A 24,690-nucleotide genomic window follows, 5' to 3' on the forward strand; every position below is an offset into this window, starting at 1 on the left:
TAGGAGTCCCAAGTATGTCGATCCAGGTCGAAGACTATTTCGCGCGCGAAACCTTTCAGAAGATGAAGGCGTTCGCCGACAAACAGGAAACCCCGTTCGTGGTGATCGACACCGCGATGATCGCCCAGGCCTACGATGACCTGCGCGCCGGTTTCGAATTCGCCAAGGTCTACTACGCGGTCAAGGCCAACCCGGCCGTCGAGATCATCGACCTGCTCAAAGAGAAAGGCTCGAGCTTCGACATCGCCTCGATCTATGAGCTGGATAAAGTGCTGAGCCGTGGCGTCAGCCCGGACCAGATCAGCTACGGCAACACCATCAAGAAATCCAAGGACATCCGCTACTTCTATGAGAAGGGCGTGCGTCTGTTCGCCACCGACTCCGAAGCCGACCTGCGCAACATCGCCAAGGCTGCGCCGGGCGCCAAAGTCTACGTGCGCATCCTGACCGAAGGCTCGACCACGGCCGACTGGCCGCTGTCGCGCAAGTTCGGCTGCCAGACCGACATGGCCATGGATCTGCTGATCCTCGCCCGCGACCTGGGTCTGGTGCCTTACGGCATCTCGTTCCACGTCGGTTCGCAACAGCGCGACATCAGCGTCTGGGACGCGGCGATCGCCAAGGTCAAAGTGATCTTCGAGCGCCTGAAGGAAGAAGACGGCATCCACCTCAAGCTGATCAACATGGGCGGCGGCTTCCCGGCCAACTACATCACCCGCACCAACAGCCTGGAAACCTACGCCGAAGAAATCATTCGCTTCCTGAAGGAAGACTTCGGTGATGACCTGCCGGAAATCATTCTGGAGCCGGGCCGTTCGCTGATCGCCAACGCCGGTATCCTGGTCAGTGAAGTGGTACTGGTTGCGCGCAAATCCCGCACCGCCGTCGAGCGTTGGGTGTACACCGATGTGGGCAAGTTCTCCGGCCTGATCGAAACCATGGACGAAGCCATCAAGTTCCCGATCTGGACCGAGAAGAAAGGCGAGATGGAAGAAGTCGTGATCGCCGGCCCGACCTGCGACAGCGCCGACATCATGTACGAAAACTACAAGTACGGCCTGCCGCTGAACCTGGCGATCGGTGACCGTCTGTACTGGCTGTCGACCGGTGCGTACACCACCAGTTACAGCGCCGTAGAGTTCAATGGCTTCCCGCCGCTGAAGTCGTTCTACGTGTAAGCGTCGATGCCGTAATGCAAAAAGCCCATGACGAGTCATGGGCTTTTTTGTGCCTGCGATTCAGGTGTTCTGTAACTCGGCGCAGCGGCGAGCGTAGGCCTGCGCCAGTGTCTGGATTCTCGGATCGGTTGCGCTCGCCAGTGTCTGGCTCGCCACTCTCAGAAAGTTCAGGTTGCCGCCGGCCAGCGCTTTCTCCAGCCAGACAATCGCGTCATCGACGCGCCCCTCAGCCGCCAACACCGCCGCATGACTGAACTGCCCGCGAAAATCCCCGCCCTCGGCCGAACGTCGATACCAGTCACGGGCCGCTGCGGGATTGGCCGGGCACACTTGCCCTTCCTCCAGATATCGCCCGAGCAGGTTCATCGACTTGGCATGCCCGGCTTCGGCCGCACGTTGATACAACGCCATGGCCTGAAGATGATCGACCGCTAGACCGCGTCCGGTCGCGAGCAGATTGGCGAGGTTGTACATCGCCCAGTCCAGCCCGGCTTCGGCAGCGACCCGATAGTGCTGCGCGGCAATCGACGCATCTGCTGCACAACCCCATCCGTGTTCATGACAACGGCCGAGCATGTTGCGCGCCATCAGATGCCCTTGCCCTGCCGCGATTCCAAACCAGCGCAGTGCCAGCGGCTGATCCTGAGCGATCCCGTGACCATCGAGCAGAATCTGCCCGAGCAGCGCCCGTGCTTCCAGCACGCCCTCACCCGCCGCCATCAGAATGGCCTGGGCCGCACGGGCCGGGCTTTCTTCAAGCATCGCGGTGAGGCGTTCGCCGTCGAGGACTTCCTCGCGGCGCAAACGAAAGTCCGCCACTTACACCTCTACCCAGCGACGCAGCAGGTTGTGATAGGTGCCAGTGAGGCGGATCAGCGAAGGGTGATCGGGCATGTCCTGGGTGAGTTGCTGGATCGCACCGTCCATCTCGAACAGCAAGGCGCGCTGGCTGTCCTCGCGCACCAGGCTTTGGGTCCAGAAGAACGACGCATAACGTGCGCCGCGCGTGACCGCGTTGACCTTGTGCAGGCTGGTGCCGGGGTACAGGACCATGTCGCCGGCGGGCAGTTTCACGCGCTGGGTGCCGTAGGTGTCCTGGATCTCCAGCTCGCCGCCGTCGTAATCCTCGGGCTCGCTGAAGAACAGAGTGGCCGACAGGTCGGTGCGCACCCGCTCTATGCTGCCCTTGGGCTGACGCACCGCGTTGTCGATATGAAAATCGAAACTGCCGCCCGCCGTGTAGCAATTGAGTAACGGCGGGAATACTTTGTGCGGCAGCGCAGCCGACATGAACAGCGGATTTTTCCACAGGCGTTCAAGCATCGCGGCGCCGATTTCCTTGGCCAGCGGATGGCCTTCGGGCAGTTGCAGATTGTGCTTGGCCTTGGCCGATTGATAGCCGGCGGTAATCTTGCCATCGGCCCAGTCGGCCTGTTCCAGAGCCTCGCGGATGCGCCGCACTTCGTCTTTCTCGAACAGAGCGGGGATGTGCAGCAGCATGTCGAAGTCACCTGATGGCAAAGAGGCGGCAATGGTATTGATTCTTATTGGCTGTGTAAAACCCGCTAGACGAATGAATCGGCAAAAACCGTAAGGTTAAATTGTAAAGAATGTAAATTCGTCGCGAATAACAATGTTTCGCAATTGATACGAATACCTGTTTACCCTATATTCCGCCGCCTCAAATCCTTGGGGAGGGGAATAAAAATGTCACGTCAACACGCACAATTACCCGTCAGCTCACCACGTCTGCTCGCCTCTGCCATCGGCGTCGCACTGACCGCCGGCTCCGCAGGCCACATGGTGTTCGCGGCCGAAAAGACCGACAGCAAAGCCTCCGGCAATGCCATTGCCCTGGACGCCACCGCCATCACCGGCGAAGCCCAGGACTCGACGTCCTACCAGGTCGAGAAAGCCTCCTCGCCCAAGTACACCGCGCCGCTGGTCGATACGCCGCGCTCGGTCACCGTGATTCCGCAACAAGTCCTGAAGGACACCGGCGCCCTGAACATGCAGGATGCGCTGCGCACCGTACCGGGCATCACCTTCGGTGCCGGTGAAGGTGGCAACCCGCAGGGCGACCGTCCGTTCATCCGTGGTTTCGATGCCCAGGGCGACACCTACCTCGACGGCGTACGCGACACCGGCTCCCAGAGCCGTGAGATCTTCGCCGTGGAAAACATCGAAGTCAGCAAGGGCCCGAACTCCGCCATCGGCGGTCGCGGCGCGGCTGGCGGCAGCATCAACCTGGTGAGCAAGAAAGCCCACCTGGGCAACTCGTTCGACGGTGGTTTCACCTGGGGCTCCGACCAGACCCAGCGCTACACCCTGGACGGCAACTACCAGTTCAGCGACACCGCTGCCGGCCGTCTGAACCTGATGAGCCACGAGAGCAACGTCGCCGGTCGCGACAGCGTCGACTACGACCGTTGGGGCATCGCGCCGTCCCTGGCCTTCGGCCTGGGCACCGACACCCGCGTCAACCTCGACTACTACCATCTCGAAAGCAACGACACCCCGGACTCGGGCATCCCGTACACCATTCCGAAGGCAGGCTCAGCGGCACGCACCAAATCCAACCCGGACAAGCCGTACTCGGGTGGCGATCACAGCAACTTCTACGGTCTGGACGGTCGCGACTTCCGCAAGGGTCGCACCGACACCGCGACCTTCGCCATCGAGCATGACCTGAGCGACTCGCTGACCATCAAGAACACCCTGCGTCACGGCACCAGCATGCAGGACTACATCCTGACCCAGCCGGACGACAGCAAGGGCAACGTCAACAACGGCAGCGTCTGGCGTCGTGCGAACACCCGCGTGAGCAACACCGAGACCACCACCAACCAGACTGACCTGTTCGGCAACTTCTACGTTGCCGGCTTCAAGAACAGCTTCTCCACCGGTGTCGAGTACACCCGAGAGGAAAGCCGCAAGTCCTCGTACAACGTCAACACCGACACCACGCCGCGCACCAGCGCCGCGACCACCAACTGCACCCCGTCGATGATCGGCGCGTCGAGCGGCTACAACTGCACCTCGCTGTCGAACCCGAACCCGAACGATCCGTGGAACGGCGCGATCTCGCGCAACTACGCCGGCACCGACACCCAGTCCGATACCTACGCGCTGTATGTGTTCGACACCCTGGAACTGTCCCCGCAATGGCTGGTGAACATGGGCCTGCGTTACGACCACTTCGAAACCGGCTACCACACCTACACCAACGCGGGCACCACCACCGCCAAAGGTGCTGACACCAGCGAGTTCGTCACCGGCCAGTTCGGCATCGTCTACAAACCGGCAGAAAACGGCAGCATCTATGCGTCCTACGCCACCTCCGCCACGCCACCGGGCAACACCCTGGGCGAGGGCATGGACGGCAACCCGCTGGGCGGCACCACCGATCGCAGCGGCAACCTGCTCAAGAGCGACATGGAGCCGGAAACCACCAAGAACTACGAAATCGGTACCAAGTGGGATCTGCTGAACGATCGCCTGTCGCTGACCGCCGACATCTTCCGCACCGAGAAAGAAAACGCTCGTGTCCAGGTTGATACCACCTCGTACGAAAACGCCGGCAAGACTCGTGTACAAGGTATCGAGTTGTCCGCCAGCGGCAAGATCACCGACAAGTGGCAAGTGTTCGCCGGTTACGCCTACATGGACAGCGAACAGGTTGATGGCGGCCCGCTGAACCGTGCCACCGACGGCAACGAACTGCCTAACACGCCGAAAAACAGCGCCAGCCTGTGGACCACTTACCAGGTCACGCCGAAGCTGACCATCGGTGGCGGTGCGTTCTACGTGGATGACGTGTACGGCAGCGTGGCCAACACCACCATGGTCGATTCCTACGTTCGCTACGACGCGATGGCTGCGTACAAGCTGACCAAGAACGTCGACCTGCAATTGAACGTGCAGAACCTGACCAACGAAACCTACTACGACAAAGCCTTCTCGACTCACTTCGCCAACCAGGCGGCGGGCCGTACGGCATTGCTGAGCACCAACTTCCACTTCTGATCGAAGCCGGAAGTCTCGAGCCCCGTTCATTCACTTGAACGGGGCTTTTGTGCGTAATAAAGAACGTTTCTCGATAACCCACGGCATAATGCACGCCGTGAACACCACTTTCGAACGGACAAGGCTAGCGACGTGTTGAAGAAAACCCTGTTCCAGTTGCACTGGTTTTTTGGCATCACTGCCGGGCTGGTGCTGGCCCTGATGGGCATCACCGGCGCTGCCTATTCGTTTCAGGACGAGATCCTGAAAGCCCTCAACCCCTCTGTTTTGCAGGTGGAGAAACAGGTCGCCGGCGTCCTGCCGCCCGCCGAGCTGGTGGCGCAGATCGAAGCCGCCTCGGGCAAGAAAGTCTCGATGCTCTCGGTCGAGACCGAGAGCGGCACCGCCGGGCGCGTCTGGTTCACCCCGCCGAAAGGTGAGCGCCGTGGCGAGATGCGTTACTTCGATCCCTACACCGCCGAGTTCAAGGGCGAGGCCACCGGCCAGGACTTCTTCGGCCTGATGCTGCAGTTGCACCGATTCCTCGCCATGGGCGATACCGGCCGCAACATCACCGGCGCCTGCACTCTGATGCTGCTGTTCTTCTGCCTGTCCGGCCTGTACCTGCGCTGGCCGCGCCAGTGGAACAGCTGGCGCGTGTGGCTGACCCTGGACTGGAAGAAAAAGGGCCGCAGCTTCAACTGGGACCTGCATTCGGTGTTCGGCACCTGGTGCATGCTGGTTTACCTGATGCTGGCACTGACCGGATTGTCCTGGTCCTACGAGTGGTACAACAAAGGCCTGACGAAACTGCTGTCGGATGCGCCGCAGAACGAGCGCGTGCGCGGCGGCCGTGGCCCGGCTCCCGAAGGTCCGGCGCCGACTGCCGATTACGCAGCCATGTGGATCAGCATCTACAGCGCCGCCGGCCCGGGCCTCGCTTCCTACAACATCCGCATGCCGCCAGTGGCCGGCCAACCGGCGACCGTGTTCTACCTGCTCGACAACTCGCCCCATGAGCGCGCGCTGAACCAGATCACCCTCGACCCGGCCACCGGCGTCGTCAAACGGGTCGACCGCTACGCCGACAAGAGCTTCAAGGCGCAATTGCTGACCAGCATTTATGCGCTGCATGTCGGCAGCTATTTCGGTCTGGTCGGACGAATCATCGTGACCGTCGCGGCGGTATTGATGCCGCTGTTTTTCATCACTGGCTGGCTGTTGTACCTGGACCGCCGACGCAAGAAAAATCAGATCAAGGATGCCCGTCAGGGTCTCGAACAACCGGCCGGCGATGGCCCGGCGTGGCTGATCGGTTTCGCCAGCCAGAGCGGTTTTGCCGAACAACTGGCGTGGCAGACCGCAGGTCAGTTGCAGGCTGCCGGCCTGCCGGTGAAGGTGCAGCCGCTGGCGAATGTCAGCGAACAGGATCTGCAGGAATCAAACAACGCGCTGTTCGTGGTCAGCACCTTCGGTGACGGCGAGGCGCCGGACAGCGCTCGCGGTTTCGAGCGCAAAGTCCTGAACCGTGCCTCGGCTCTCGACAACCTCAACTACTCGGTGCTCGGTCTCGGCGACCGCCAGTATCAGCACTTCTGCGGTTTCGCCCGACGCCTGCATCAATGGCTGGGCGAGCATGGCGGCAAGACCCTGTTCGCCCCGGTGGAGGTCGATAGCGGCGACCCTTACGCGCTGCGGCACTGGCAGACCCAGCTCGGCCTGATCACCGGCCAGGTGCCGGTCGATACCTGGCAGGCACCGAGCTACGGCAACTGGACGCTGGTCCGTCGCGAGTTGATGAACCCTGACAGCAGCGGTTCACCGGTTTTCCTGCTGGGGCTTTCGGCACCGGATACCAGCAGCTGGCTGGCCGGCGACCTGGTGGAAGTGTTGCCGCGCAACTGCCCGTGGGCCATCGAACATTTCCTCGACGGCCTCAGCATTCGCGGCGAAACCAGCGTGAAGGTCAACGGTCTGGAGGAATCGCTGGAAGTCGCTCTCGCCACCCGCCAGTTGCCCGAGCACCGCGCGCATCTGGTGGGCCTGCACGCTCAAGCGCTGGTGGATGCGATGGTGCCGCTGGCGATGCGCGAATACTCGATCGCCTCGATTGCCGCCGACGGCGTGCTGGAACTGATCGTGCGTCAGGAACAACACAGCGACGGCACCCTCGGCATCGGCTCCGGCTGGCTGACCGAGCATGCTCCAGTGGGCGGCAGTATCAGCCTGCGAGTACGCCGCAACAGCGGGTTCCACCTGCCGAACCAGCCTGTGCCGATGATCCTGCTGGGCAACGGCACCGGCCTTGCCGGTTTGCGCAGCCTGCTCAAGGCGCGGATCGCGGACGGGCAGCAGCGCCAATGGCTGCTGTTCGGCGAGCGCAATCGGGAACACGATTTCCTCTGTCGCGCAGAACTCGAAGAGTGGTTGATCAATGGTGATCTGGCGCGTCTGGACCTGGCGTTCTCCCGGGATCAGGCCGAGAAGATCTACGTGCAGGACCGCTTGCGCGAATCGGCTGGCGAACTGAAGAAGTGGCTGGCGGACGGTGCCGTGATCTACATCTGCGGCAGCCTGCAAGGGATGGCGTCGGGCGTCGACCTGGCGCTGCATGACATCCTTGGCGCCGAAGAAGTCGAACGCCTGATCGAACAGGGTCGCTATCGTCGCGACGTTTACTGACCATAAATAACAACTGTGGGAGCAAGTTCGCTCCCACATTTTGTTTGCGCTGAACTCAGGTCGGCTGCAACTTCTGCTCAAACACCGCCACCCCGTTCAGATCCCGCAACACCACACTCATCTCCCCGCTCTGCCCCTCGATATTCACCTCGCCAAAAAACTGGAATCCGGCAAACGGTGAGGCGTTTTGCGTCGGCGGCGCTTTCTGGAACACCACTTCCGGGCCAAAGGTCTTGTCCAGCGGATTGGGCCCGAAACTCCCGGCGTTCAACGGGCCTGCGACAAACTCCCAGAACGGTTCGAAATCCTGGAACGCGGCGCGATCCGGGTGATAGTGATGCGCCGCGCAGTAATGCACATCCGCTGTCAGGAACACAAAATTGCGCACCTGATGTTTACGCAGGAACCCGAGCAATTCCGCGACTTCCAGCTCGCGCCCCTGAGCCGGGCCAGGATCGCCGTTGGCCACCGCTTCCCAACGCGGCACGCCGGGGCTGACTTCACCGTCCGGCACGCCAAGGCCGATCGGCATATCGGCAGCGATGACTTTCCACTGGGCTTTCGAGGCCTTCAATCCGCGCTTGAGCCAGTTCAGTTGCTCGCGCCCGAGGAACGGCTTTTCCGCGCCGAGATTGTCGTCGTTGGCGCCGCGATAGCTGCGCATGTCGAGCACGAACACATCGAGCATCGGCCCGTAGCTCAACTTGCGATAAATCCGCCCGCCACCGTCCGCTGCCTGACGGCGCATCGGCGAATATTCAAGCCAGGCCTGACGCGCGCGCCCGACCAGGGTGTGGATATCTTTTTCCTGATAGCGCTCGTCGAGCTGTTTGCCCGGTGACCAGTTGTTGACCACTTCATGGTCGTCCCACTGCCAGATCTGCGGCACTTCGGCGTTGAAGCGGCGGATGTTTTCATCCATCAGGTTGTAGCGGTAATTACCGCGATAATCGTCGAGGGTCTGGGCGACCTTGCTCTTGGCTTCCGTGGTGAGGTTGCGCCACACGCGGCCACCCTCGGTGGTCAGTTGTGCCGGCACCGGGCCGTCGGCGTAGATGGTGTCGCCGCTGTGGATAAAAAAGTCCGGCAGGCGCAAACGCATGGATTCGTAGATGCGCATGCCGCCGATATCCGGGTTGATGCCGAAGCCCTGGCCGACCGTGTCGCCGCTCCAGACGAATCGGATATTGCGCCGTGCGGTCGGTGCGCTGCGCAAATGGCCGAGCCACGGCTCACTGGCGACGCCGGTCTGGGCGTCCTTGAAATACACGCGGTAGAAAATCGCCTGATCGACGGGCAACCCGGTGAGTTCGACGCGGGCGGTGAAGTCGCTGCGGGCATCGGCCAGCGCGGAGATGACGCGGCGCGGATGGCGGAACTGACTGCGGGTATCCCACTCCACCACCATCCGCGCCGGGCGGTCGCTGCGGCTCCAGATCATCGCCCGATCGCCCTGCAGGTCGCCGGACTGCACGCCGTCGGTGAGTTGCGGTCGATCCTTGACCGAGGCGATCACGGCCGGGGCCAGCCCCGGCATCAGCAAACCGGCGCCGACCACTTGCATCACGCGCCGGCGACCGAGGTTGAAATCGCTCATGCTGTTCTCCCTGAAAAAAGGAAAACTTAACCATCACCAGATGAAGCGGGTGTGACACCTCAGGCGTTGGCCGGCTCCAACGCCAGCTCGACCGCTTCCGGCCGCTTGACCAGCGCATACACCAGCGCCGTCAGCAGGCTGCCCGCAACGATGGCCAGCAGGTACAGCAGCGCATGGTTGATCGCGTTCGGAATCGCCAGCACAAACAGGCCACCGTGGGGCGCCATCAGCTTGCAGCCGAAGTACATCGACAGCGCACCGGTCAGCGCACCGCCGGCAATGCTTGCCGGGATCACCCGCAACGGGTCTTTCGCGGCAAACGGAATCGCCCCTTCGGAGATGAAGCACAAGCCCAGTACCAACGCCGCTTTACCAGCTTCGCGCTCAGTCTGGGCAAACTTGCGCCGGGCGATGAAGGTGGCAATGCCCAGACCAATCGGCGGCACCATACCGGCGGCCATGGTCGCGGCCATCGGTGCGTAACTCTGCGAGGCCAGCAGCCCCACCGAAAACGCATACGCAGCCTTGTTGATCGGCCCGCCGAGATCGACGCACATCATGCCGCCCAGCAGCACACCGAGCAGGATCGCGTTGGTGGTGCCCATGCTGTCGAGGAAATGTGTCAGCGCCGCAAGCATCCCGGCCACCGGTTTGCCGACCACGTAAATCATCACCAGCCCGGTGATCAGGCTGGCGAACAGCGGGATGATCAGAATCGGCTTCAGCGCTTCCAGACTCTGCGGCAACGCCACATAACGACTGATCAGCTTCGCCGCATAACCGGCGATGAAACCGGCAACGATCCCGCCGATGAAGCCGGCGCCCAGGGTGCTCGCCAGCAAACCACCGATCATTCCCGGCGCCAGCCCCGGACGGTCGGCAATCGAATAGGCGATGTAACCGGCCAGCAACGGCACCATCAATTTGAACGCGGTCTCGCCACCGATCTGCATCAGCGCCGCCGCCAGCGTGCCTTCTTCCTTGAACGCGGTGATGCCGAACACGAACGACAAAGCGATCATCAAGCCGCCCGCCACCACCATCGGCAGCATGAACGACACACCGGTCAGCAGGTGTTTGTAGACGCCGGTTTTCTCTTGTTTGGCCGGGGCCTTGCCGTCGCTTGCGGCACTTTCCTGTTTGCCTTCGGCCAGGGCTTTTTTCAGCGTGGCTTCGGATTGCTTCAACGCGATCCCGGTGCCGCAGCGGTAGATTTTCTTGCCGGCGAAACGCTCGGTGGCGACTTCGATATCGGCTGCCAGCAGCACCACGTCGGCCTCGGCAATCGCCGTTGCGCTCAGGGGATTTTTTGCCCCGACCGAGCCTTGGGTTTCCACCTGAAACGCATAGCCCAGACGCTTGGCGGTTTGCTGCAAGGCTTCGGCCGCCATGAAGGTGTGGGCGACACCGGTCGGGCATGCAGTGACGGCGACGATGCGCGGCACGCGCTGCTCGACGGCAGTCGGGGCAACTTCGCTGGCGACATGAATTTCGGCTTCCTCGGCACCGCGTCGCAGCACCGCTTCGACATCCTGCAGCGCTTGCGCCGGCGCGATGCGGAATACGCGCTTGCCGATGAAACGCGTCATGTCGATGTCGCCGGTGGCCACCAGCAACACCCACTCCGCCGCCTCGATGGTGGCCGCCGACAACGCGCGTTCCGGATGCGCCGCATCCACCACTTCGACGCTGGTGCTCCAGCCCTGACGCTGGGCCGCGGCATCCAGCAGCCGGGCGCACAGCACACTGGTGACCATGCCGTTCGGGCAGGCCGTGACAATGGCTAACTTCATGACAAACCCTCTTATTGTTCTGTCAGGGGACGCACGCGCACGCCCTGTTCGAGCTGCGTCAGTTGCGCAGCATCGTGAATACCGAAACCGATCTGGGTCACCGCCTGCGCCGCAATCGCCGTGGCCGTGCGCAGGGTTTGTTCCGGCGTATCGGCGCTGAGCAGACCGTGGAGCATGCCGGCCAGCAACGAGTCGCCAGCACCGACCGTGCTGGCGACGCTGACCTTCGGCGGCGTGGCATGCAGCGCCGAGCCGACGCTGAACCAGTTCACACCGTCGGCACCGTGGGAAATCACCACGTGCTCGATGCCTTGGGCGTGCAAGCGACTGGCCGCTTCTGCCTCTGCGACGTGGGACAGCACTTCACACCCCAGCGCGTCGGCCAGCTCTTCGGTGTTCGGTTTGATCAGCCACGGGCCGGCCTTCAGTGCAGTGCGCAACGCTTCGCCGCTGGTGTCCAGTGCCACTTTCAGGCCCAGGGCTTTCAGGCGCTCGATCAACTCGCGCAACCACTTCGCACTGACCCCACGCGGCAGACTGCCGGCCACCACCACCGCGTCATGCCCCGGCGCGATCTGTACCAGTCGATCCAGCAACGCCTGTTGCGCCACCGCGCCGACCACCGGCCCCGGGCCGTTGATGTCGGTGATGCGTCCGTCCTGTTCCGCGACCTTGATGTTGCTGCGGGTCTCACCCGGAACGCGGATGAAGGCGTCGACGAAGCCGCGTTTGGCGAACAGGTTTTCGAACGCCTGCAGATTGTCTTCACCGAGAAATCCGCTGACAGTCAGTTGATGACCGAGATCGGCCAGCACCTGCGCGACGTTTACGCCTTTACCGGCGGCATGGGTGTGCATCTCGTCGCTGCGATTGACCTGACCGGGTTCCAGACGCGGCAACTGCACCGTGAGGTCCAGCGCCGGGTTGAGGGTCAGGGTAAGAATCTTGGCCATTACAGGGCCTCCACTAATGCGCGCACTTCGTTGGCGCTGCCCACGGCCAGGGCTTGTTGAGCAAGGTTTTGCGTTTGCGTCAGGCTGAGTTCGCGGATGCGCGCCTTGACTTCCGCGATGCTGCGCCCGGAGACGCTCAGTTCATCCACGCCAAGGCCAACCAGCACCGGCACCGCCAGCGGATCCGCCGCCAGCTCACCGCAGACGCCGACCCATTTGCCGTGGGCATGGGCTGCGCGCACGGTGATGTCGATCAGTTGCAGCACCGCCGGGTGCAGGCCGTCCGCCTGGGCGGACAGGGTCGGGTGACCACGGTCGATGGCCAGGGTGTATTGGGTCAGGTCGTTGGTGCCGACGCTGAAAAAATCCACTTCCTTGGCCAGCACCGGCGCCAGCAACGCGGCGGACGGCACTTCGATCATGATCCCCAGTTGCAGGTCGGCGACCGGGATTTCCAGGCGCAGACGCTCGGTCATGTCCCGGGCCTGACGCCACTCGTCGACGCTGCCGACCATCGGGAACATGATGCGTAGCGGACGGTTGTCCGCAGAACGCAGCAAGGCGCGCAACTGCGCTTCCATGATCTGCGGACGCTGCAGGGTCAGGCGAATCCCGCGCACGCCGAGAAACGGGTTTTCTTCCTTGGCGATCGGCCAATACGGCAGCGGTTTGTCACCGCCGACGTCGAGGGTGCGCACCACCAGCGGTCGGCCGGCGAGGCCGTCGAGGACGCGGCGGTATTCGGCTTCCTGAGTCGCCTCGTCCGGCGCCTGCGGGTGGGCCATGAAAATCAGCTCGGTGCGCAGCAGACCGATGCCTTCGGCGCCTTGCTCGACTGCACTGGCGACGCCGGCGCTTTCGCCAATGTTGGCGAACACTTCCACGGCGTGGCCATCGGTGGTGTGCGCCGGTTGATGGCGTTGCTCGGCGGCGGCTTTCAGGCGTTGTTCGCGGGTGTCACGCTCTTCGCTGGCGCGTTGCAAGGTCGCGGCATCCGCATCGACATGCAGGCGACCGCGCTGGCCGTCGAGCAGCAACGGCGTGCCCGGTTTCAGCAGCAACACCGCTGCGCCCGCACCGACCAGTGCCGGAATCCCCAGAGCGCGAGCCACGATGGCGCTGTGAGCGGTGGCGCCACCCCGGGCGGTGAGAATCCCCGCCACCCGCGCCGGATCAAGACGCGCCACATCGGACGGGCCGACCTCATCCATCACCAGAATGTACGGTTGCTCAGGCTCGGCAGGCGTCTGCACGCCGCACAGTTGCGCCAGCACCCGACGCCCGATATCACGCAGATCGGCAGCTCGTTCGGCGAGCAAGGCGTCCTGCAACGATTCCTGTTGTTTCGCGGCGGCTTCGATCACGGCCATCCAGGCTGCCTCGGCGCTCTCGCCTTGCTTGAGGCGGGTGTCGACCTCATCGGTGAGTTCCGGGTCGTCGAGCATTTCCTGATGGGTGATGAAAATCTCGCGGATCGCCTTGGCCTTGCTGCGTTCGATCAGGCCTTGAATGTCCTGACGCACATCGGCCAGCGCTTGCTTGAGACGTTCACGTTCGATGGAAGCGGACTCGCCACGCAACGGGTAATCGATGGTTTGCTGGACCTGAATGTGCGCCGGGCCGATGGCAATGCCGGGGGCGGCAGGAATCGCTTGCAGCAGGCTGCCGGAGGCCGGGGCGCTCAAGACTTCGGCGATGTCGACGATGACTTCGCGCTGCTGGCTCACGGCCGGCAACGGTTCGACTTCTTCGCCGAGGCCTTCTTCAATAGCGGCGAGCAAGGCCGGCAAGGCATCGGCGGCGATGCTCGGCTCGGCGATGACTTCCAGCACCTGACCGCGACGGGCGCCGAGGCTCAGCAGTTTGCTGAGGCTTTTCACCGACACTGCGCTGTCCTGACCGTCGACGATGCGGACACGGATTTCACCGTCAAAGCTCTTCGCCAACTGCGCGAGGATCTTCGCCGGCCGCGCATGCAAGCCATGAGCGTTGGCCAGCGCAATTCGCGCACTCGGCCAGTCGGCAGGCAACTCACCGCCAAGCACTTCGAGGACTTTGCGGCTGCTGGTGGCGCGGCCCAGTTCATGGCCGCGACCTTCGATCAGCAACGCGCACAAACGCTCGAGCAACGCCTGATGCGCTTCGCCGAGGCTGGCCAGACAGAACAGACCGCTGAGGGGCTGGCCGAGGTAGCGCATCGGTTTGTCCGGCGTGACGAAGGCAAGACCCGGACGCTTCACGGTCTGCTCGCTGTGCAACCACCACAGGCCATCGCCCAGTGGCAGTGCTTCGACTTGCTGCAGCACGCCGGCAAAACCGTTGCTTACGCAATCGGCCTGACGCAGCAGACGCGCACCGCGCCAGACCAGCTCTTCGAAATCGTCGGCGGATACGCCGAGGCCGATCATCTGTGCATCCAGCGCCAGCTCCTGTGGCGCGCCCTGCAGCAGCTTCAGCAGCGCTTCGGGCGAACTGGCGCGGCGCAGGGCCTGGCCCAGATCGGTCTCGCCGAGGGCGCGGGTCAGCAATTGCAGCAGGCGCAGGTGTTCGTCGGATTTGGCCGCGATGCCGATGGCCAGGTAGACGATCTGGCCGTCGCCCCAGTCCACGCCGTCGGGAAACTGCATCAGCCGTACGCCAGTGGCAAATACCTGATCGCGGGTTTCGGGCGTGCCATGGGGGATCGCAATCCCCTGACCGAGAAAGGTCGAGCCCTGGGCTTCCCGCGCCTGCAACCCGGCCAGGTAACCGTCGGCGACCAGACCATCGGCCACCAGATGATTGGCCAGCAATTGCAGGGCGGCGGGTTTATCCACAGCCGATTGGCCCATGGATATCTGCTCTACAGTGAGCTCGAGCATGCGATCTCCTTTTTGACGCGTTGGTGCGCCAGGTATTGTTTTGAATGGTTGCAGCTTAGGCGCTTGTAGGCTTCCCTTTCAGGAGGCAGTTTTGGCGGTTTCACGGCAGAACCGGCCAAAGGCGTCTAAAACGTAGAAAATACGCCTGCTGAAACGTTTAATCTAGATTGATCGGCACGTTACTCGATAATGTCTCATCCTTGAAGTCCAACTTGTCGGATGCGCTGCGACAATGGTCGCCTGCCTGAATCGGGTAGGATTGGCGAAAATGTGGCGGCAAGCTCGAAAAAACAAGGAAATCCCGGGTTGAAACTCAGTGATATCGCGCGGTTGGCCGGAGTGTCCGTGACCACCGCCAGCTACGTCATCAACGGCAAGGCCGAACAGCAACGCATCAGCACCGCGACCGTCGAGCGGGTGCGGGCGGTGGTCGATCAGCACGGCTTTACTCCCAATCCACAGGCGGCCGGGCTGCGCAGCCGGCATACCCGGACCCTGGGCTTTATCCTGCCGGATCTGGAAAACCCCAGCTACGCGCGGATCGCCAAGCTGCTGGAACAAGGCGCCCGGGCGCGGGGCTATCAGTTGCTGATCGCCAGCTCCGACGATGCGCCGGACAGCGAACGGCAATTGCTGCAGCTGTTCCGCGCCCGACGCTGTGACGCGCTGATCGTCGCCAGTTGCCTGCCGGCCGGTGACGACAGCTACCGCCAGTTGCAGGCCAAGGGCTTGCCGGTCATCGCCATCGACCGGGTGATGGATCCCGAGCATTTCTGCTCGGTGGTCAGCGACGACCGCGAAGCCAGCCTGCACCTGACCGAAAGCCTGCTCGACCCGCAGCCGAAACAGATCGTGCTGCTGGGCGCCCGCCCGGAACTGAGCATCAGCCAGGAACGTGCCGCCGGCTTCAAACAGGCCCTCGCCGGCTTCAAGGGCGAAGTGCTGGTCGAGCACGCCGAGTCCTTCAGCCGCGAGTGCGGCAAGCAATTGATGGAAGAACTCCTGCAACGCCTCGGGCATTTGCCGGATGCGCTGGTGACCACGTCCTACGTGCTGTTGCAGGGTGTGTTCGATGCGCTGCATGACTTCCCGCTGAAAAACCGTCCGCTGCGTCTCGGCACGTTTGGCGACACCCAGTTGCTGGACTTCCTGCCGCTGCCGGTCAACGCCATGGCCCAGCAACACCAGTTGATTGCCGACAAGGCGCTGGCACTGGCGCTGGCGGCGGTCGAGCAATCGGATTACCAGCCTGGCGTGCAAGCCATCGCCCGTACCTTCAAGCAGCGTATTCACCGGGACTGAGCCGTGGAGCTGATCGACAGCCACACCCATCTGGACTTTCCCGACTTCGACGCCGACCGTGCGGCGTTGCTGGCGGAAAGCCGTGCCCTCGGGGTGCGGCGGATGGTGGTGCTGGGAGTGTATGAAGGCAACTGGCAGCGGGTGTGGGATCTGGTGCAAAGCGATGCCGATTTGTACGCGGCTTTCGGCCTGCACCCGGTTTATCTCGATCAGCATCGGCCGGAAGACTTGCCTGCGCTGGGCGATTGGCTGACACGGCTGCGCGGTCATCGACAGTTGTGCGCCGTCGGCGAAATCGGATTGGACTATTTCATCGAAACCCTCGACCGCGAACGCCAGCAGGCGCTGTTCGACGCGCAACTGCAACTGGCAGCGGATTTCGAGTTACCGGCGTTGATTCATGTGCGGCGCAGCCACGCGGCGGTGATTGCCACGCTCAAGCGTTTCAGGCTCAAGCGCGGAGGCATCATCCATGCCTTTGCCGGCAGCCGTGAAGAGGCGCGGGAATACATCAAACTCGGTTTCAAACTGGGTCTCGGCGGCGCGCCGACCTGGCCCCAGGCCTTGCGCATGCATCGAGTACTGGCGGATTTACCGCTGGGCTCGGTGGTGCTGGAAACCGACTCACCGGACATGGCGCCCGCCATGTACCCCGGCGTGCGCAACACACCGGCGCATCTGCCGGCGATCTGCAACGCGATTGCGGGATTGATGAATATCAGTGCAGAACAACTCGCCGAGACCAGCACCGCCAACTGCTGTGAAGTGTTCGGCTGGTAGTCATTCGCCGTGGGCCTTCACCGCGTCGAGCGTCAGGGTCATGTGCTGCCGGTGGTGAACAAAACGCATCAGCGCGAAGTACACGAAAACCACGATCAATGAAGCATTCAACTGCTCGGTCACGTTGAGCAGCCCGATCCATTCCATCACCAGCGCCACCAGCAACGCGGTGCACACCGTCAACGAAGCACTGAAGCGTAACCAACCCAACGAATCGAGGGACTTGAAGCGTCTGATCTGTTTCGGGCAGCGCAGCTCCAGGGTTTTCTGGCAGTGAGCGCAGGTGAACGGTTCATTGATCGCGATGGCATTCAGTTGCCAGGGTTTGAGCAGCAGCGTGGTCTGGCAATGGGCACAGCGGCCCTGGACTCCCAGGGTTGCAACAGACATGTGTGGCCTCCTCCAAACGGTCAGTTGATGTGATCTTGATCCATTGAAGACGAAAAATCAGAGCACGGAGGAAATCAGGAAATTGCTTACAAACGTAAGCAAAGAAGTACTACAAATTATTCCGACATACCTGCCTCCGGAGAGGCAGGCTGCTTAAACCCGGAAGGCGCTGATCAACTGCTTCAACTCCACCACCTGCGCAGACAGTGCCCGACTGGCATTTTCGGTCTGACAGGCACCTTCGGCCGTGCGCTCGCCGGCGCGGTTGATCTCGACGATGTTCTGGTCGATGTCATGGGCCACGGCCGTCTGCTGCTCCACGGCAGCGGCGATCTGCTGGTTCTGATCGACGATCATGCCTACCGCACCGAGGATGTTTTCCAGCGCCTGCTGGACCTTTTCCGACTGTCCGACGGTGCCGCTGGCCATCGAATGACTGACGCCCATGGCCTTCACCGCCGCGCCGACCCCGCCGTGCAGCTTGGCAATCATCTGCTCGATTTCTTCGGTCGATTGCTGAGTGCGTTTGGCCAGCGTCCGTACTTCGTCCGCCACCACCGCAAAGCCCCGGCCCTGCTCACCGGCCCGCGCCGCCTCGATTGCCGCGTTGAGCGCCAGCAGATTGGTCTGCTCGGCGATGCTCTTGATCACCTCCAGCACGCTGCTGATCGACTGACTGTCGCTGGCCAACTGATTGATCACCCGCACCGACTGGTCTATTTCGCTGGCCAGTGCCGCGATGCTGCCCTGCTGCGACTCCACCAGGCCACGTCCGCTGATGGTTTCGTCATTGACGCTGTGGGCGCTGCTCACCGCAGCCGCCGCACTGCGCGCGACTTCCTGCGAGGTCGCCGACATCTGGTTCATAGCCGTGGCCACCTGCTCGATCTGGCTACGCTGACCGGCCACGGCCTGGTTGCTTTGCGCTGAGACATCTTCCACTTGCCCGGCCTGACGCTCGACTTCGCCGACCGTATGACCGACCCGCTCGATCAGGTCGTGGATCTTGCGCACCGTGCCATTGAACACCTCGCCCAGCTCGCCCAGTTCATCGCGGCTATGGGCCACGAAGTTGACCGTCATGTCCCCGGCCGCGACTTTGTCCATCATCGCGCCAAGACGTTTTAGCGTATTGCGGGTCGAGGCATAGAAGCCGCCGTAAAGATAGAAAATCAGTACGAACACCACCGACAGCGCCACAGCCTGCAACACCATGTGCGTGCGGTTCTGCGTCAGGCGTTGTTGTAATTGGGTATCGAGGAATTTCAGGGTGGCTTCGTTGAGCTGATACGTGCGGTCCATCAGCCCGGTGACCTGATCGTAAAAAGCCTGCCACGGCGCATCGAGGGTCTCGGCAACCACCACTTGCTCTTCGAAGATTTCGCTGGCCTGCTTCAGCGAGGCCTTGCTGGCGTCTGCCGCCGCACTCAGCGAATCCCGCGCGGTCTTGCTCGAGCCCAGCGCGTCCTGCAATTTCAGCCCGTACTCGCCCTGAAGCTTTTCGATCTGTGCCAGCAACTCATCGAAGCGGGTGCTGGAGGAACTGTTGAGAAAACCCTGCCCCAACGAAAAAGATCCCATGGCCCGGCCTTCGCCAAGAGTCTGGGTGATGGCTGGCGTGATCGCGGTGACCAGTTCGCTGAGTTGGCGAATATCGCTCTGAGTGTCGCGGCTCAGACCGGCCTGGCTGGCGACGATCTGGCTGAAAATCTGCGCACTGCCCAGCAGTTTTCCGATCAGCGCGCTTTTGCTTTGCAGAGAATTCTCCGCTTGCTGGGCCTTGAACGCGGCAATCATTTCATCGCGCTTGGCATCGAAGACCTTGATCTGTTCCGGGTCCTCGGTCATGGCCGTCAGCCCTTGCAGGCGCGCCAGAACGTTTTGTTCGAGGCTGGTGATTTGCGACTCGACATTGCCGGCCTTGCCCGACTGGCCGAGGGTGACGTTGATCTGCACCAGGTTGTTCAGGGTTTCCAGATCCCGACGCAGGATCAGGCTGCTGCCCAGCAGGTCGAGGCTTTGCAACTCCACCCGGGTGCCCTGGAATTCGCGATAGGAATCGCGCACCAGATAGAAGTTGGTCACCAGCATCGGTACCAGGAACAGCACGCTGATCAGGCTGAACTTCATGCCGAAGCTCAGGCGGTTCATCAGCGAGACAGCGGGATAGAGCAAGCTCTTCACTGGAAGTCTCCCTTGGTTTTTTCTTGTTTTTATTGGCAGGCGCGGGACGACAGCAGATAGCCACTATCGGGCGCTATCTCTGTATAGCTCAAATCGAAGGGAGGTTTTGTAACTTAAGGTTAACGGCAGAGGATCGCCCGAACGCTGGCTGCGTTCGGGCGAGATTTTGATCTTCAGGCAGGCATCAGTGGATCAGGACGGTCCAAAGGGCAAACCCGGCGTACCACAACACCGCTGCACGCAGCAGCAGCTCCCACAGGCAATCGAGGGTGTTGATGCCTTCCGGGCCAACGACGGCGGGCGGAATTTCTCCGGCGGCCAGGCCGACCCTGTTGATCAATTGCGCGGCGCTGATGTTCCAGTTCAACAGTTCATGCAGCATGATCCGGCTGACCGCGACGAAGTTGCCGACCAGAGCCAGACTCGCCGCCAGCAGGCGCACCGGCACCCAGTCGAACGCGTGCCGCAGCTGCCCTGCCCGCTCGGCCAGTGCCGGGTTCTGTGCATTTTCTTCAGCCAGCGCCAGCAGGCGATAGCTCAGCGCGGCAACCGGGCCAAGCAGGAAGTACCAGAAAATCACCGCGAAAAAGCTCTGGTAGGCCTGCCACAACAGATGCCGCTGCACTTGTTCCAGCAATTGCTCGCCACTCTCGGCGCAGATATCCAGATCGCGCTTGGCCACGTGAGCGGCGGCCTGCAAGTCTTCCCGACGCCAGGCATCACGGAACGGGCCGAGACCGCCGAGCAGATCGCCGCGCCCCAGGCTGTAAATCACCACCAGCAAATGCACCGGCAGGGCCAGCAGGCCATAGGCAACCGGCTCCAGCACCAGCAGCAATAACCCGAGCAATGCCACCGGCAGCAGCACCAGAATGACCAGCACCAGCCACGGCCGTTTTGCCAGGTTGCCGCTTTCAAGCTTGTGCAGTTCGCGGATCCATCCGCCATCGCGTTGAACCCGATGGCGCAGGGCCGAGAACTTCTCGATCCATACCGCCAGCAGTAACACCAGAAAACTCATTGTCCTTCCTCTTGTGCCAGGGCGGCGCGGTAGCGTGCCCAGTCGAATGCGGGTCCAGGGTCGGTCTTGCGTCCGGGTGCGATGTCGCTGTGTCCGCAGATACGTTCGACAGTGATCGCTGGAAACGCTTTTTGCAAATGCCGGGTCAGCACGATCAACGCCTGATACTGCGCCTCGGTGAACGGCAGATCATCGGTGCCTTCGAGCTCGATGCCCACGGAAAAATCGTTACAGGTTTCCCGCCCTTCGAACACCGACACGCCGGCATGCCAGGCACGCTCAAGGCAGGAGACAAACTGGGTGACCTTGCCGTCACGTTCGATCAGGAAATGCGCGGAAACGCGCAGGTCGGCGATCCCTGCAAAATAGGGATGCTCCGTGACATCCAGACGATTCTGGAAAAACTCCTGCACCTTGCCGGTGGCGAACTGCGCCGGCGGCAGGCTGATGTTGTGGATGACCAACAGGGAGACTTCGCCCGCCGGGCGTTCATTGAAGTTGGGCGAGGGGCAGACCTGCACCCCGTGACACCACCCGCTTGCGGGATCCAACTGCATACCGATTCCTTCAACGCCGACTGTGTTGCGCCCAGTATGCCGTGATCGGCCCCCGGCGCGCGATCACTTGCCGCGATTGAGCCGTCGCAGATTGCCGAGCACAGACTCCAGCGCCCGATCGAAGAGCAGGGTGTCATCCAGCGCCCGCAACGTCCCGCGACGGAACTCCATGGCCAGGGCGATGCGGTTGCGCTCCTGCACTTTCGTTCCGGTGCGGTCGACAAACACATACTTGCCGGTCGCCTCGATAATCGCCGCCAGTTTGCAGCGCAAGGTGTGTTCCTCATCCTCTTCGAACGCCACCCAGCTGCCCAGGCGCAACTGGTCGACCTGACGCAGGCTGGCGTCATCGGCCGGCAAACGCTCCGGGCCCAACATCGGATGACCTTCGTCGGCGGTCTTCAAAACGATGGCCTGAGACACTTGGATCATCGGCGGCGACTCGGCCTGATCCGGCTCGGCGGAAGGCTGAAGCAAACGAACGTGCAACGCTTCCAGCGCACTGAAAAACTCGCTGGTGGCGAACGGATCGAACGCCGAGCTGCTCAGCCCGTCACGCAGCGATTTGAGCAGTCCCGGCACCAGCGACAGCAACCGCAGGCCCGACTCGGCATCCTCGTGACGCTGCACGCTCCAGATCAACTGCTCCATGGTCTGCACGTCGGCTTGCCATTCGGCGGACTGATCGCCGTGCTTGAGGCACGTCAGCAACAACACCTTGCCCCAGGCTGTCTGGACGAAGGTCACCACCGTCGGCGGCAGGACTTTGCCCAGCATCGCCTGGTTCAACGCCTGTTCGACACGCAGGCGCGCGAGTTCGGTTTTCGCCCGGCCCTCTTCGGCATCGCGCAGACGCTGCTCAAGCAGTTCGCTGCGGCGGCGCTCGTCGCTGGTGAAGGTGAGAAAATCCGCCAACAACTCGGAGAAAATCGCCGGGTCATCGACGAAATCCGTCAGCAAACGCTGCACTACTTGCTCGATGCGCAGATAGAGGCTGTCGCGCGCATCGCCGTCGCATTCGCCCCAGCCCATGGCCGCTTCGGCGATTTCATTGAGCAGGCGTCGTGCCGGATGGCTGCTGCGACTGAAAAAACTCTTGTCGATCACCGCGACCTTCAACATCGGGATCTGCAACCGGGCGATCAGCGCCTTGAGCGAGTCCGGCAGGTTGCGGTCGTCGAGAATGCAGTCGAACACCATGGCGACCAGGTTGATCACATCCTCATCCGCACCGCCGACGATCCGCGACTTGCCGCTTTTTACGCTGACCCGGGTCAGCAATTGCTCAAGCTGATTGCGCAGATCGAAATCTTCCTGCCCCGCCAGCGCCGGCACGTATTGCTGCAAGTGCGAGAGCAGACGCAGCAGGTCGCGGGTGGAAATCGGCTGGGGTGCCGCACTCGGTTCAAGGGTCGGCGCGACGCTGCCGCGCACGTGCAACAGCAACTCCTGAAGTGCGGCGAAAACTTCCTGCACGCCCGCGTCCGCCGGCGATTGATCGTGTTCGTCGAACTCGCTGTGCACGCTGGCCGAGGCGTGATCCCTGGCCCGGCGAGCCGGTGCAGGCTTCAGCTCGGGCAACACCCCGGTGGCGACCAACAGTTGGTTGGCCTCCGCGAAAAGTTGGTCGGTGTCGGCCAGCACATAGCGCTCGAACAGTTTAAGCAGGATCAGCTTGACCTTGATCTCCACGCCCAGATTGCGCCCGGCCTGGAGGAAATACTCACACAGCATCGCCGGGCCCAGCGGGTTGTGTTGATCGTCCAGGGATTTGCCGAGCAGCGCATTGAATCGCGCGGTCAATTGATCGAGGGCGAAACCGTCGCGATTCAGTACGCGCCCCACCATCGTCTCGATCGCGACGCTGCGCTCCATGTCGTCGGTGCGCGCCGTGGTGTCCTCGTACTGCAACGCGTGAGGCACGACGTTCGGTACGGGATCATATTGAGTGAGGCCGACAAAGGCCTCGAAGAATTGTTCGAGAAAGCCGCGCTCGATGTTCTTGCGCTTGAGGCGCAGGTCGCGCATGGCTTCAAAAAAGATGTTCTGTTCGACGTCGTTGCGGGCCCGGTCGGCCATTTCGAACAGGGTGTCGTCGGCGTTATCGAACAGCTCCTGCAGGCCGTTGCGCAGGCGTTGTGCAGCCTTGTCGCGAACCTGAAGCAGAATCACAGGCAGGCGGGCGAGCGGCGAGTGAGTCGCCTGATCGGTAGCAGCCTTGTGCAAAGGCACTACGTTCCCGTCGTTGTGCATCCAAGCCTCCTGAAACGGTGATTTGCCGACGTCAAAGTCATGGCGTCAAATGCAAGGCGGATTATCTTGCAAAAGTTGTCTCCGGCGCCAGAGCCGTCAGGGTTTCCCCTATGCGCGATACCTTTCAATGACCACGCCGGAATCGGGTTTGCTCAAAGAAAATCGACCGGATGCAGCTCTACGGGGAGGTTCTCGCCTTGGGTTGGCCGGTGCCATGCCCCTATAATCGGGCCACTTTGTTTGTGGAGCCCGTTATGCCGAATCTACGTCTCGCCGATTTGACCGCCGAAATCGAAGCCAATGTGCGCCGTGCGTTGCTCGAAGACATCGGCAGCGGCGACATCACCGCGCAACTGATCCCGGCCGAACGCCTGGCCAAAGCCACCATCATCACCCGCGACGCCGCCGTGATCTGCGGCACAGCCTGGGTCGATACGGTGTTCCGTCAGCTCGACCCTCGGGTGGCGGTGCACTGGCAGGTGCGCGATGGCGAACGGGTTTCGCCGAACCAGCCGTTGTTTCACCTGGAAGGCCCGGCCCGCTCCCTGCTGACCGGCGAACGCAGTGCCCTGAACTTCCTGCAGTTGCTGTCCGGCGTAGCCACCCGTGCGCAATACCTCGCGGACTTCGTCGCCGAAACCGACGTGAAACTGCTCGACACCCGCAAGACCCTGCCGGGCCTGCGCCTGGCGCAGAAATACGCGGTCACCTGCGGTGGCTGCCATAACCATCGCATCGGTCTGTACGACGCGTTCCTGATCAAGGAGAACCACATTGCCGCCAGCGGCGGAATTCCGCAGGCCATTGCTGCCGCGCACAAGATCGCGCCGGGCAAACCGGTGGAAATCGAAGTGGAAAGCCTGGATGAACTGAAGGAAGCGCTGGCAGCCGGTGCCGACATCATCATGCTCGACGAACTGAGCCTCGATGACATGCGCGAAGCCGTGCGCCTGAACGGCGGCAAGGCAAAGCTGGAAGCCAGCGGCGGCATCAACGAAAGCACGTTGCTGCCGATTGCCCAGACCGGGGTGGATTACATCTCGATCGGTGCGATGACCAAGGATGTGAAGGCCGTGGACCTGTCGATGCGCCTGAGCCTCTGAATCGAGCGCGCAATAAAAAACGCCAGCCCTT

Annotated in this window: 17 protein-coding genes and 1 pseudogene; 6 read left to right on the forward strand and 12 right to left on the reverse strand. The window is 62.2% G+C overall.

Annotation, left to right across the window (positions count from 1 at the left end; all coding sequences use genetic code 11):
* Positions 1 to 14 precede the first annotated feature (14 nt).
* Positions 15 to 1,178: a type III PLP-dependent enzyme gene (locus M5B98_RS22285; RefSeq protein ID WP_039769212.1), complete on the forward strand. Its 1,164-nt coding sequence runs from the start codon at positions 15 to 17 to the stop codon at positions 1,176 to 1,178.
* Positions 1,179 to 1,238: 60 nt separating this feature from the next.
* Here the strand turns inward: M5B98_RS22285 and M5B98_RS22290 are convergent, their stop codons facing one another.
* Positions 1,239 to 1,940, reverse strand: coding sequence for a tetratricopeptide repeat protein (locus M5B98_RS22290; protein ID WP_248744057.1), 702 nt, complete (start codon positions 1,938 to 1,940; stop codon positions 1,239 to 1,241).
* A gap of 57 nt (positions 1,941 to 1,997) precedes the next feature.
* Positions 1,998 to 2,678: a Fe2+-dependent dioxygenase gene (locus tag M5B98_RS22295; RefSeq protein WP_085729567.1), complete on the reverse strand. Its 681-nt coding sequence runs from the start codon at positions 2,676 to 2,678 to the stop codon at positions 1,998 to 2,000.
* Between the two features lie 207 nt (positions 2,679 to 2,885).
* Here M5B98_RS22295 and M5B98_RS22300 point away from each other — a divergent pair, with 207 nt between their 5' ends.
* On the forward strand, positions 2,886 to 5,204 hold the full coding sequence (locus M5B98_RS22300) for a TonB-dependent receptor (RefSeq protein WP_248743993.1): 2,319 nt from the start codon (positions 2,886 to 2,888) through the stop codon (positions 5,202 to 5,204).
* 132 nt (positions 5,205 to 5,336) lie between these two features.
* Positions 5,337 to 7,865 (forward strand): PepSY domain-containing protein, encoded by a 2,529-nt coding sequence (locus tag M5B98_RS22305; RefSeq protein ID WP_248743994.1) that lies wholly within the window; start codon positions 5,337 to 5,339, stop codon positions 7,863 to 7,865.
* A gap of 55 nt (positions 7,866 to 7,920) precedes the next feature.
* Here M5B98_RS22305 and M5B98_RS22310 read toward each other — a convergent pair whose 3' ends face one another.
* The 4 genes from M5B98_RS22310 to ptsP are packed head-to-tail and all read right to left on the reverse strand — an operon-like array spanning position 7,921 to position 15,069.
* The gene (locus M5B98_RS22310) at positions 7,921 to 9,462 is read right to left on the reverse strand and encodes an alkaline phosphatase D family protein (protein WP_248743995.1); all 1,542 of its coding nucleotides are present in this window, start codon (positions 9,460 to 9,462) and stop codon (positions 7,921 to 7,923) included.
* A 59-nt stretch (positions 9,463 to 9,521) separates the two neighbouring features.
* Complete coding sequence (locus M5B98_RS22315; RefSeq protein ID WP_248743996.1) at positions 9,522 to 11,255, reverse strand: PTS fructose-like transporter subunit IIB; 1,734 nt, start codon at positions 11,253 to 11,255, stop codon at positions 9,522 to 9,524.
* A gap of 11 nt (positions 11,256 to 11,266) precedes the next feature.
* On the reverse strand, positions 11,267 to 12,208 hold the full coding sequence (pfkB, locus tag M5B98_RS22320) for a 1-phosphofructokinase (protein WP_248743997.1): 942 nt from the start codon (positions 12,206 to 12,208) through the stop codon (positions 11,267 to 11,269).
* Positions 12,208 to 15,069 carry a phosphoenolpyruvate--protein phosphotransferase gene (gene ptsP, locus M5B98_RS22325; RefSeq protein ID WP_248743998.1) on the reverse strand — a complete coding sequence of 954 codons (2,862 nt, stop codon included), beginning with the start codon at positions 15,067 to 15,069 and terminating at the stop codon, positions 12,208 to 12,210. Before ptsP ends, pfkB begins: the two co-directional genes overlap by 1 nt.
* Positions 15,070 to 15,375: 306 nt before the next feature.
* Here ptsP and cra point away from each other — a divergent pair, with 306 nt between their 5' ends.
* Both cra and M5B98_RS22335 read left to right on the forward strand, forming a co-directional pair.
* A complete protein-coding gene (gene cra, locus M5B98_RS22330; protein WP_085711835.1) occupies positions 15,376 to 16,371 on the forward strand; it encodes a catabolite repressor/activator in 996 nt (331 codons plus the stop codon).
* A 3-nt stretch (positions 16,372 to 16,374) separates the two neighbouring features.
* Positions 16,375 to 17,151 carry a TatD family hydrolase gene (locus M5B98_RS22335; protein WP_248743999.1) on the forward strand — a complete coding sequence of 259 codons (777 nt, stop codon included), beginning with the start codon at positions 16,375 to 16,377 and terminating at the stop codon, positions 17,149 to 17,151.
* On the opposite strand, the gene M5B98_RS22340 is transcribed toward M5B98_RS22335, so the two are convergent.
* The 6 genes and pseudogenes from M5B98_RS22340 to M5B98_RS22360 form a co-directional block, all read right to left on the reverse strand.
* Positions 17,152 to 17,541, reverse strand: coding sequence for a hypothetical protein (locus M5B98_RS22340; protein ID WP_248744000.1), 390 nt, complete (start codon positions 17,539 to 17,541; stop codon positions 17,152 to 17,154). It abuts the gene before it with no gap.
* Between the two features lie 153 nt (positions 17,542 to 17,694).
* Positions 17,695 to 18,408, reverse strand: coding sequence for a methyl-accepting chemotaxis protein (locus tag M5B98_RS28920; protein WP_412548551.1), 714 nt, complete (start codon positions 18,406 to 18,408; stop codon positions 17,695 to 17,697).
* A 144-nt stretch (positions 18,409 to 18,552) separates the two neighbouring features.
* Positions 18,553 to 19,692, reverse strand: a pseudogene (locus M5B98_RS28925) (HAMP domain-containing protein); the annotation flags it as partial.
* A gap of 217 nt (positions 19,693 to 19,909) precedes the next feature.
* The gene (ampE, locus tag M5B98_RS22350) at positions 19,910 to 20,746 is read right to left on the reverse strand and encodes a regulatory signaling modulator protein AmpE (protein ID WP_085711839.1); all 837 of its coding nucleotides are present in this window, start codon (positions 20,744 to 20,746) and stop codon (positions 19,910 to 19,912) included.
* Complete coding sequence (gene ampD, locus M5B98_RS22355; protein ID WP_085711840.1) at positions 20,743 to 21,303, reverse strand: 1,6-anhydro-N-acetylmuramyl-L-alanine amidase AmpD; 561 nt, start codon at positions 21,301 to 21,303, stop codon at positions 20,743 to 20,745. Before ampD ends, ampE begins: the two co-directional genes overlap by 4 nt.
* Positions 21,304 to 21,366: 63 nt before the next feature.
* A complete protein-coding gene (locus tag M5B98_RS22360) occupies positions 21,367 to 23,556 on the reverse strand; it encodes a DUF1631 domain-containing protein (protein WP_248744002.1) in 2,190 nt (729 codons plus the stop codon).
* Positions 23,557 to 23,810: 254 nt separating this feature from the next.
* Here M5B98_RS22360 and nadC point away from each other — a divergent pair, with 254 nt between their 5' ends.
* Positions 23,811 to 24,659, forward strand: coding sequence for a carboxylating nicotinate-nucleotide diphosphorylase (gene nadC / locus M5B98_RS22365; RefSeq protein WP_085711842.1), 849 nt, complete (start codon positions 23,811 to 23,813; stop codon positions 24,657 to 24,659).
* Positions 24,660 to 24,690 lie beyond the last annotated feature (31 nt).

Origin of the sequence: Pseudomonas sp. MWU12-3088 (assembly GCF_023242405.1) — a bacterium.
GTDB lineage: Bacteria > Pseudomonadota > Gammaproteobacteria > Pseudomonadales > Pseudomonadaceae > Aquipseudomonas > Aquipseudomonas kribbensis.

What these genes read in the sequence shown, in the direction of transcription:
- M5B98_RS22285 (WP_039769212.1), top strand. Translation starts at nt 15, where the DNA reads ATGTCGATCCAGGTCGAAGACTATTTCGCGCGCGAAACCTTTCAGAAG.
- M5B98_RS22290 (WP_248744057.1), bottom strand. Translation starts at nt 1,940, where the DNA reads ATGCTTGAAGAAAGCCCGGCCCGTGCGGCCCAGGCCATTCTGATGGCG.
- M5B98_RS22295 (WP_085729567.1), bottom strand. Translation starts at nt 2,678, where the DNA reads ATGCTGCTGCACATCCCCGCTCTGTTCGAGAAAGACGAAGTGCGGCGC.
- M5B98_RS22300 (WP_248743993.1), top strand. Translation starts at nt 2,886, where the DNA reads ATGTCACGTCAACACGCACAATTACCCGTCAGCTCACCACGTCTGCTC.
- M5B98_RS22310 (WP_248743995.1), bottom strand. Translation starts at nt 9,462, where the DNA reads ATGAGCGATTTCAACCTCGGTCGCCGGCGCGTGATGCAAGTGGTCGGC.
- M5B98_RS22315 (WP_248743996.1), bottom strand. Translation starts at nt 11,255, where the DNA reads ATGAAGTTAGCCATTGTCACGGCCTGCCCGAACGGCATGGTCACCAGT.
- pfkB (WP_248743997.1), bottom strand. Translation starts at nt 12,208, where the DNA reads ATGGCCAAGATTCTTACCCTGACCCTCAACCCGGCGCTGGACCTCACG.
- ptsP (WP_248743998.1), bottom strand. Translation starts at nt 15,069, where the DNA reads ATGCTCGAGCTCACTGTAGAGCAGATATCCATGGGCCAATCGGCTGTG.
- M5B98_RS22340 (WP_248744000.1), bottom strand. Translation starts at nt 17,541, where the DNA reads ATGTCTGTTGCAACCCTGGGAGTCCAGGGCCGCTGTGCCCATTGCCAG.
- M5B98_RS28920 (WP_412548551.1), bottom strand. Translation starts at nt 18,408, where the DNA reads ATGAACCAGATGTCGGCGACCTCGCAGGAAGTCGCGCGCAGTGCGGCG.
- ampE (WP_085711839.1), bottom strand. Translation starts at nt 20,746, where the DNA reads ATGAGTTTTCTGGTGTTACTGCTGGCGGTATGGATCGAGAAGTTCTCG.
- ampD (WP_085711840.1), bottom strand. Translation starts at nt 21,303, where the DNA reads ATGCAGTTGGATCCCGCAAGCGGGTGGTGTCACGGGGTGCAGGTCTGC.
- M5B98_RS22360 (WP_248744002.1), bottom strand. Translation starts at nt 23,556, where the DNA reads ATGCACAACGACGGGAACGTAGTGCCTTTGCACAAGGCTGCTACCGAT.
- nadC (WP_085711842.1), top strand. Translation starts at nt 23,811, where the DNA reads ATGCCGAATCTACGTCTCGCCGATTTGACCGCCGAAATCGAAGCCAAT.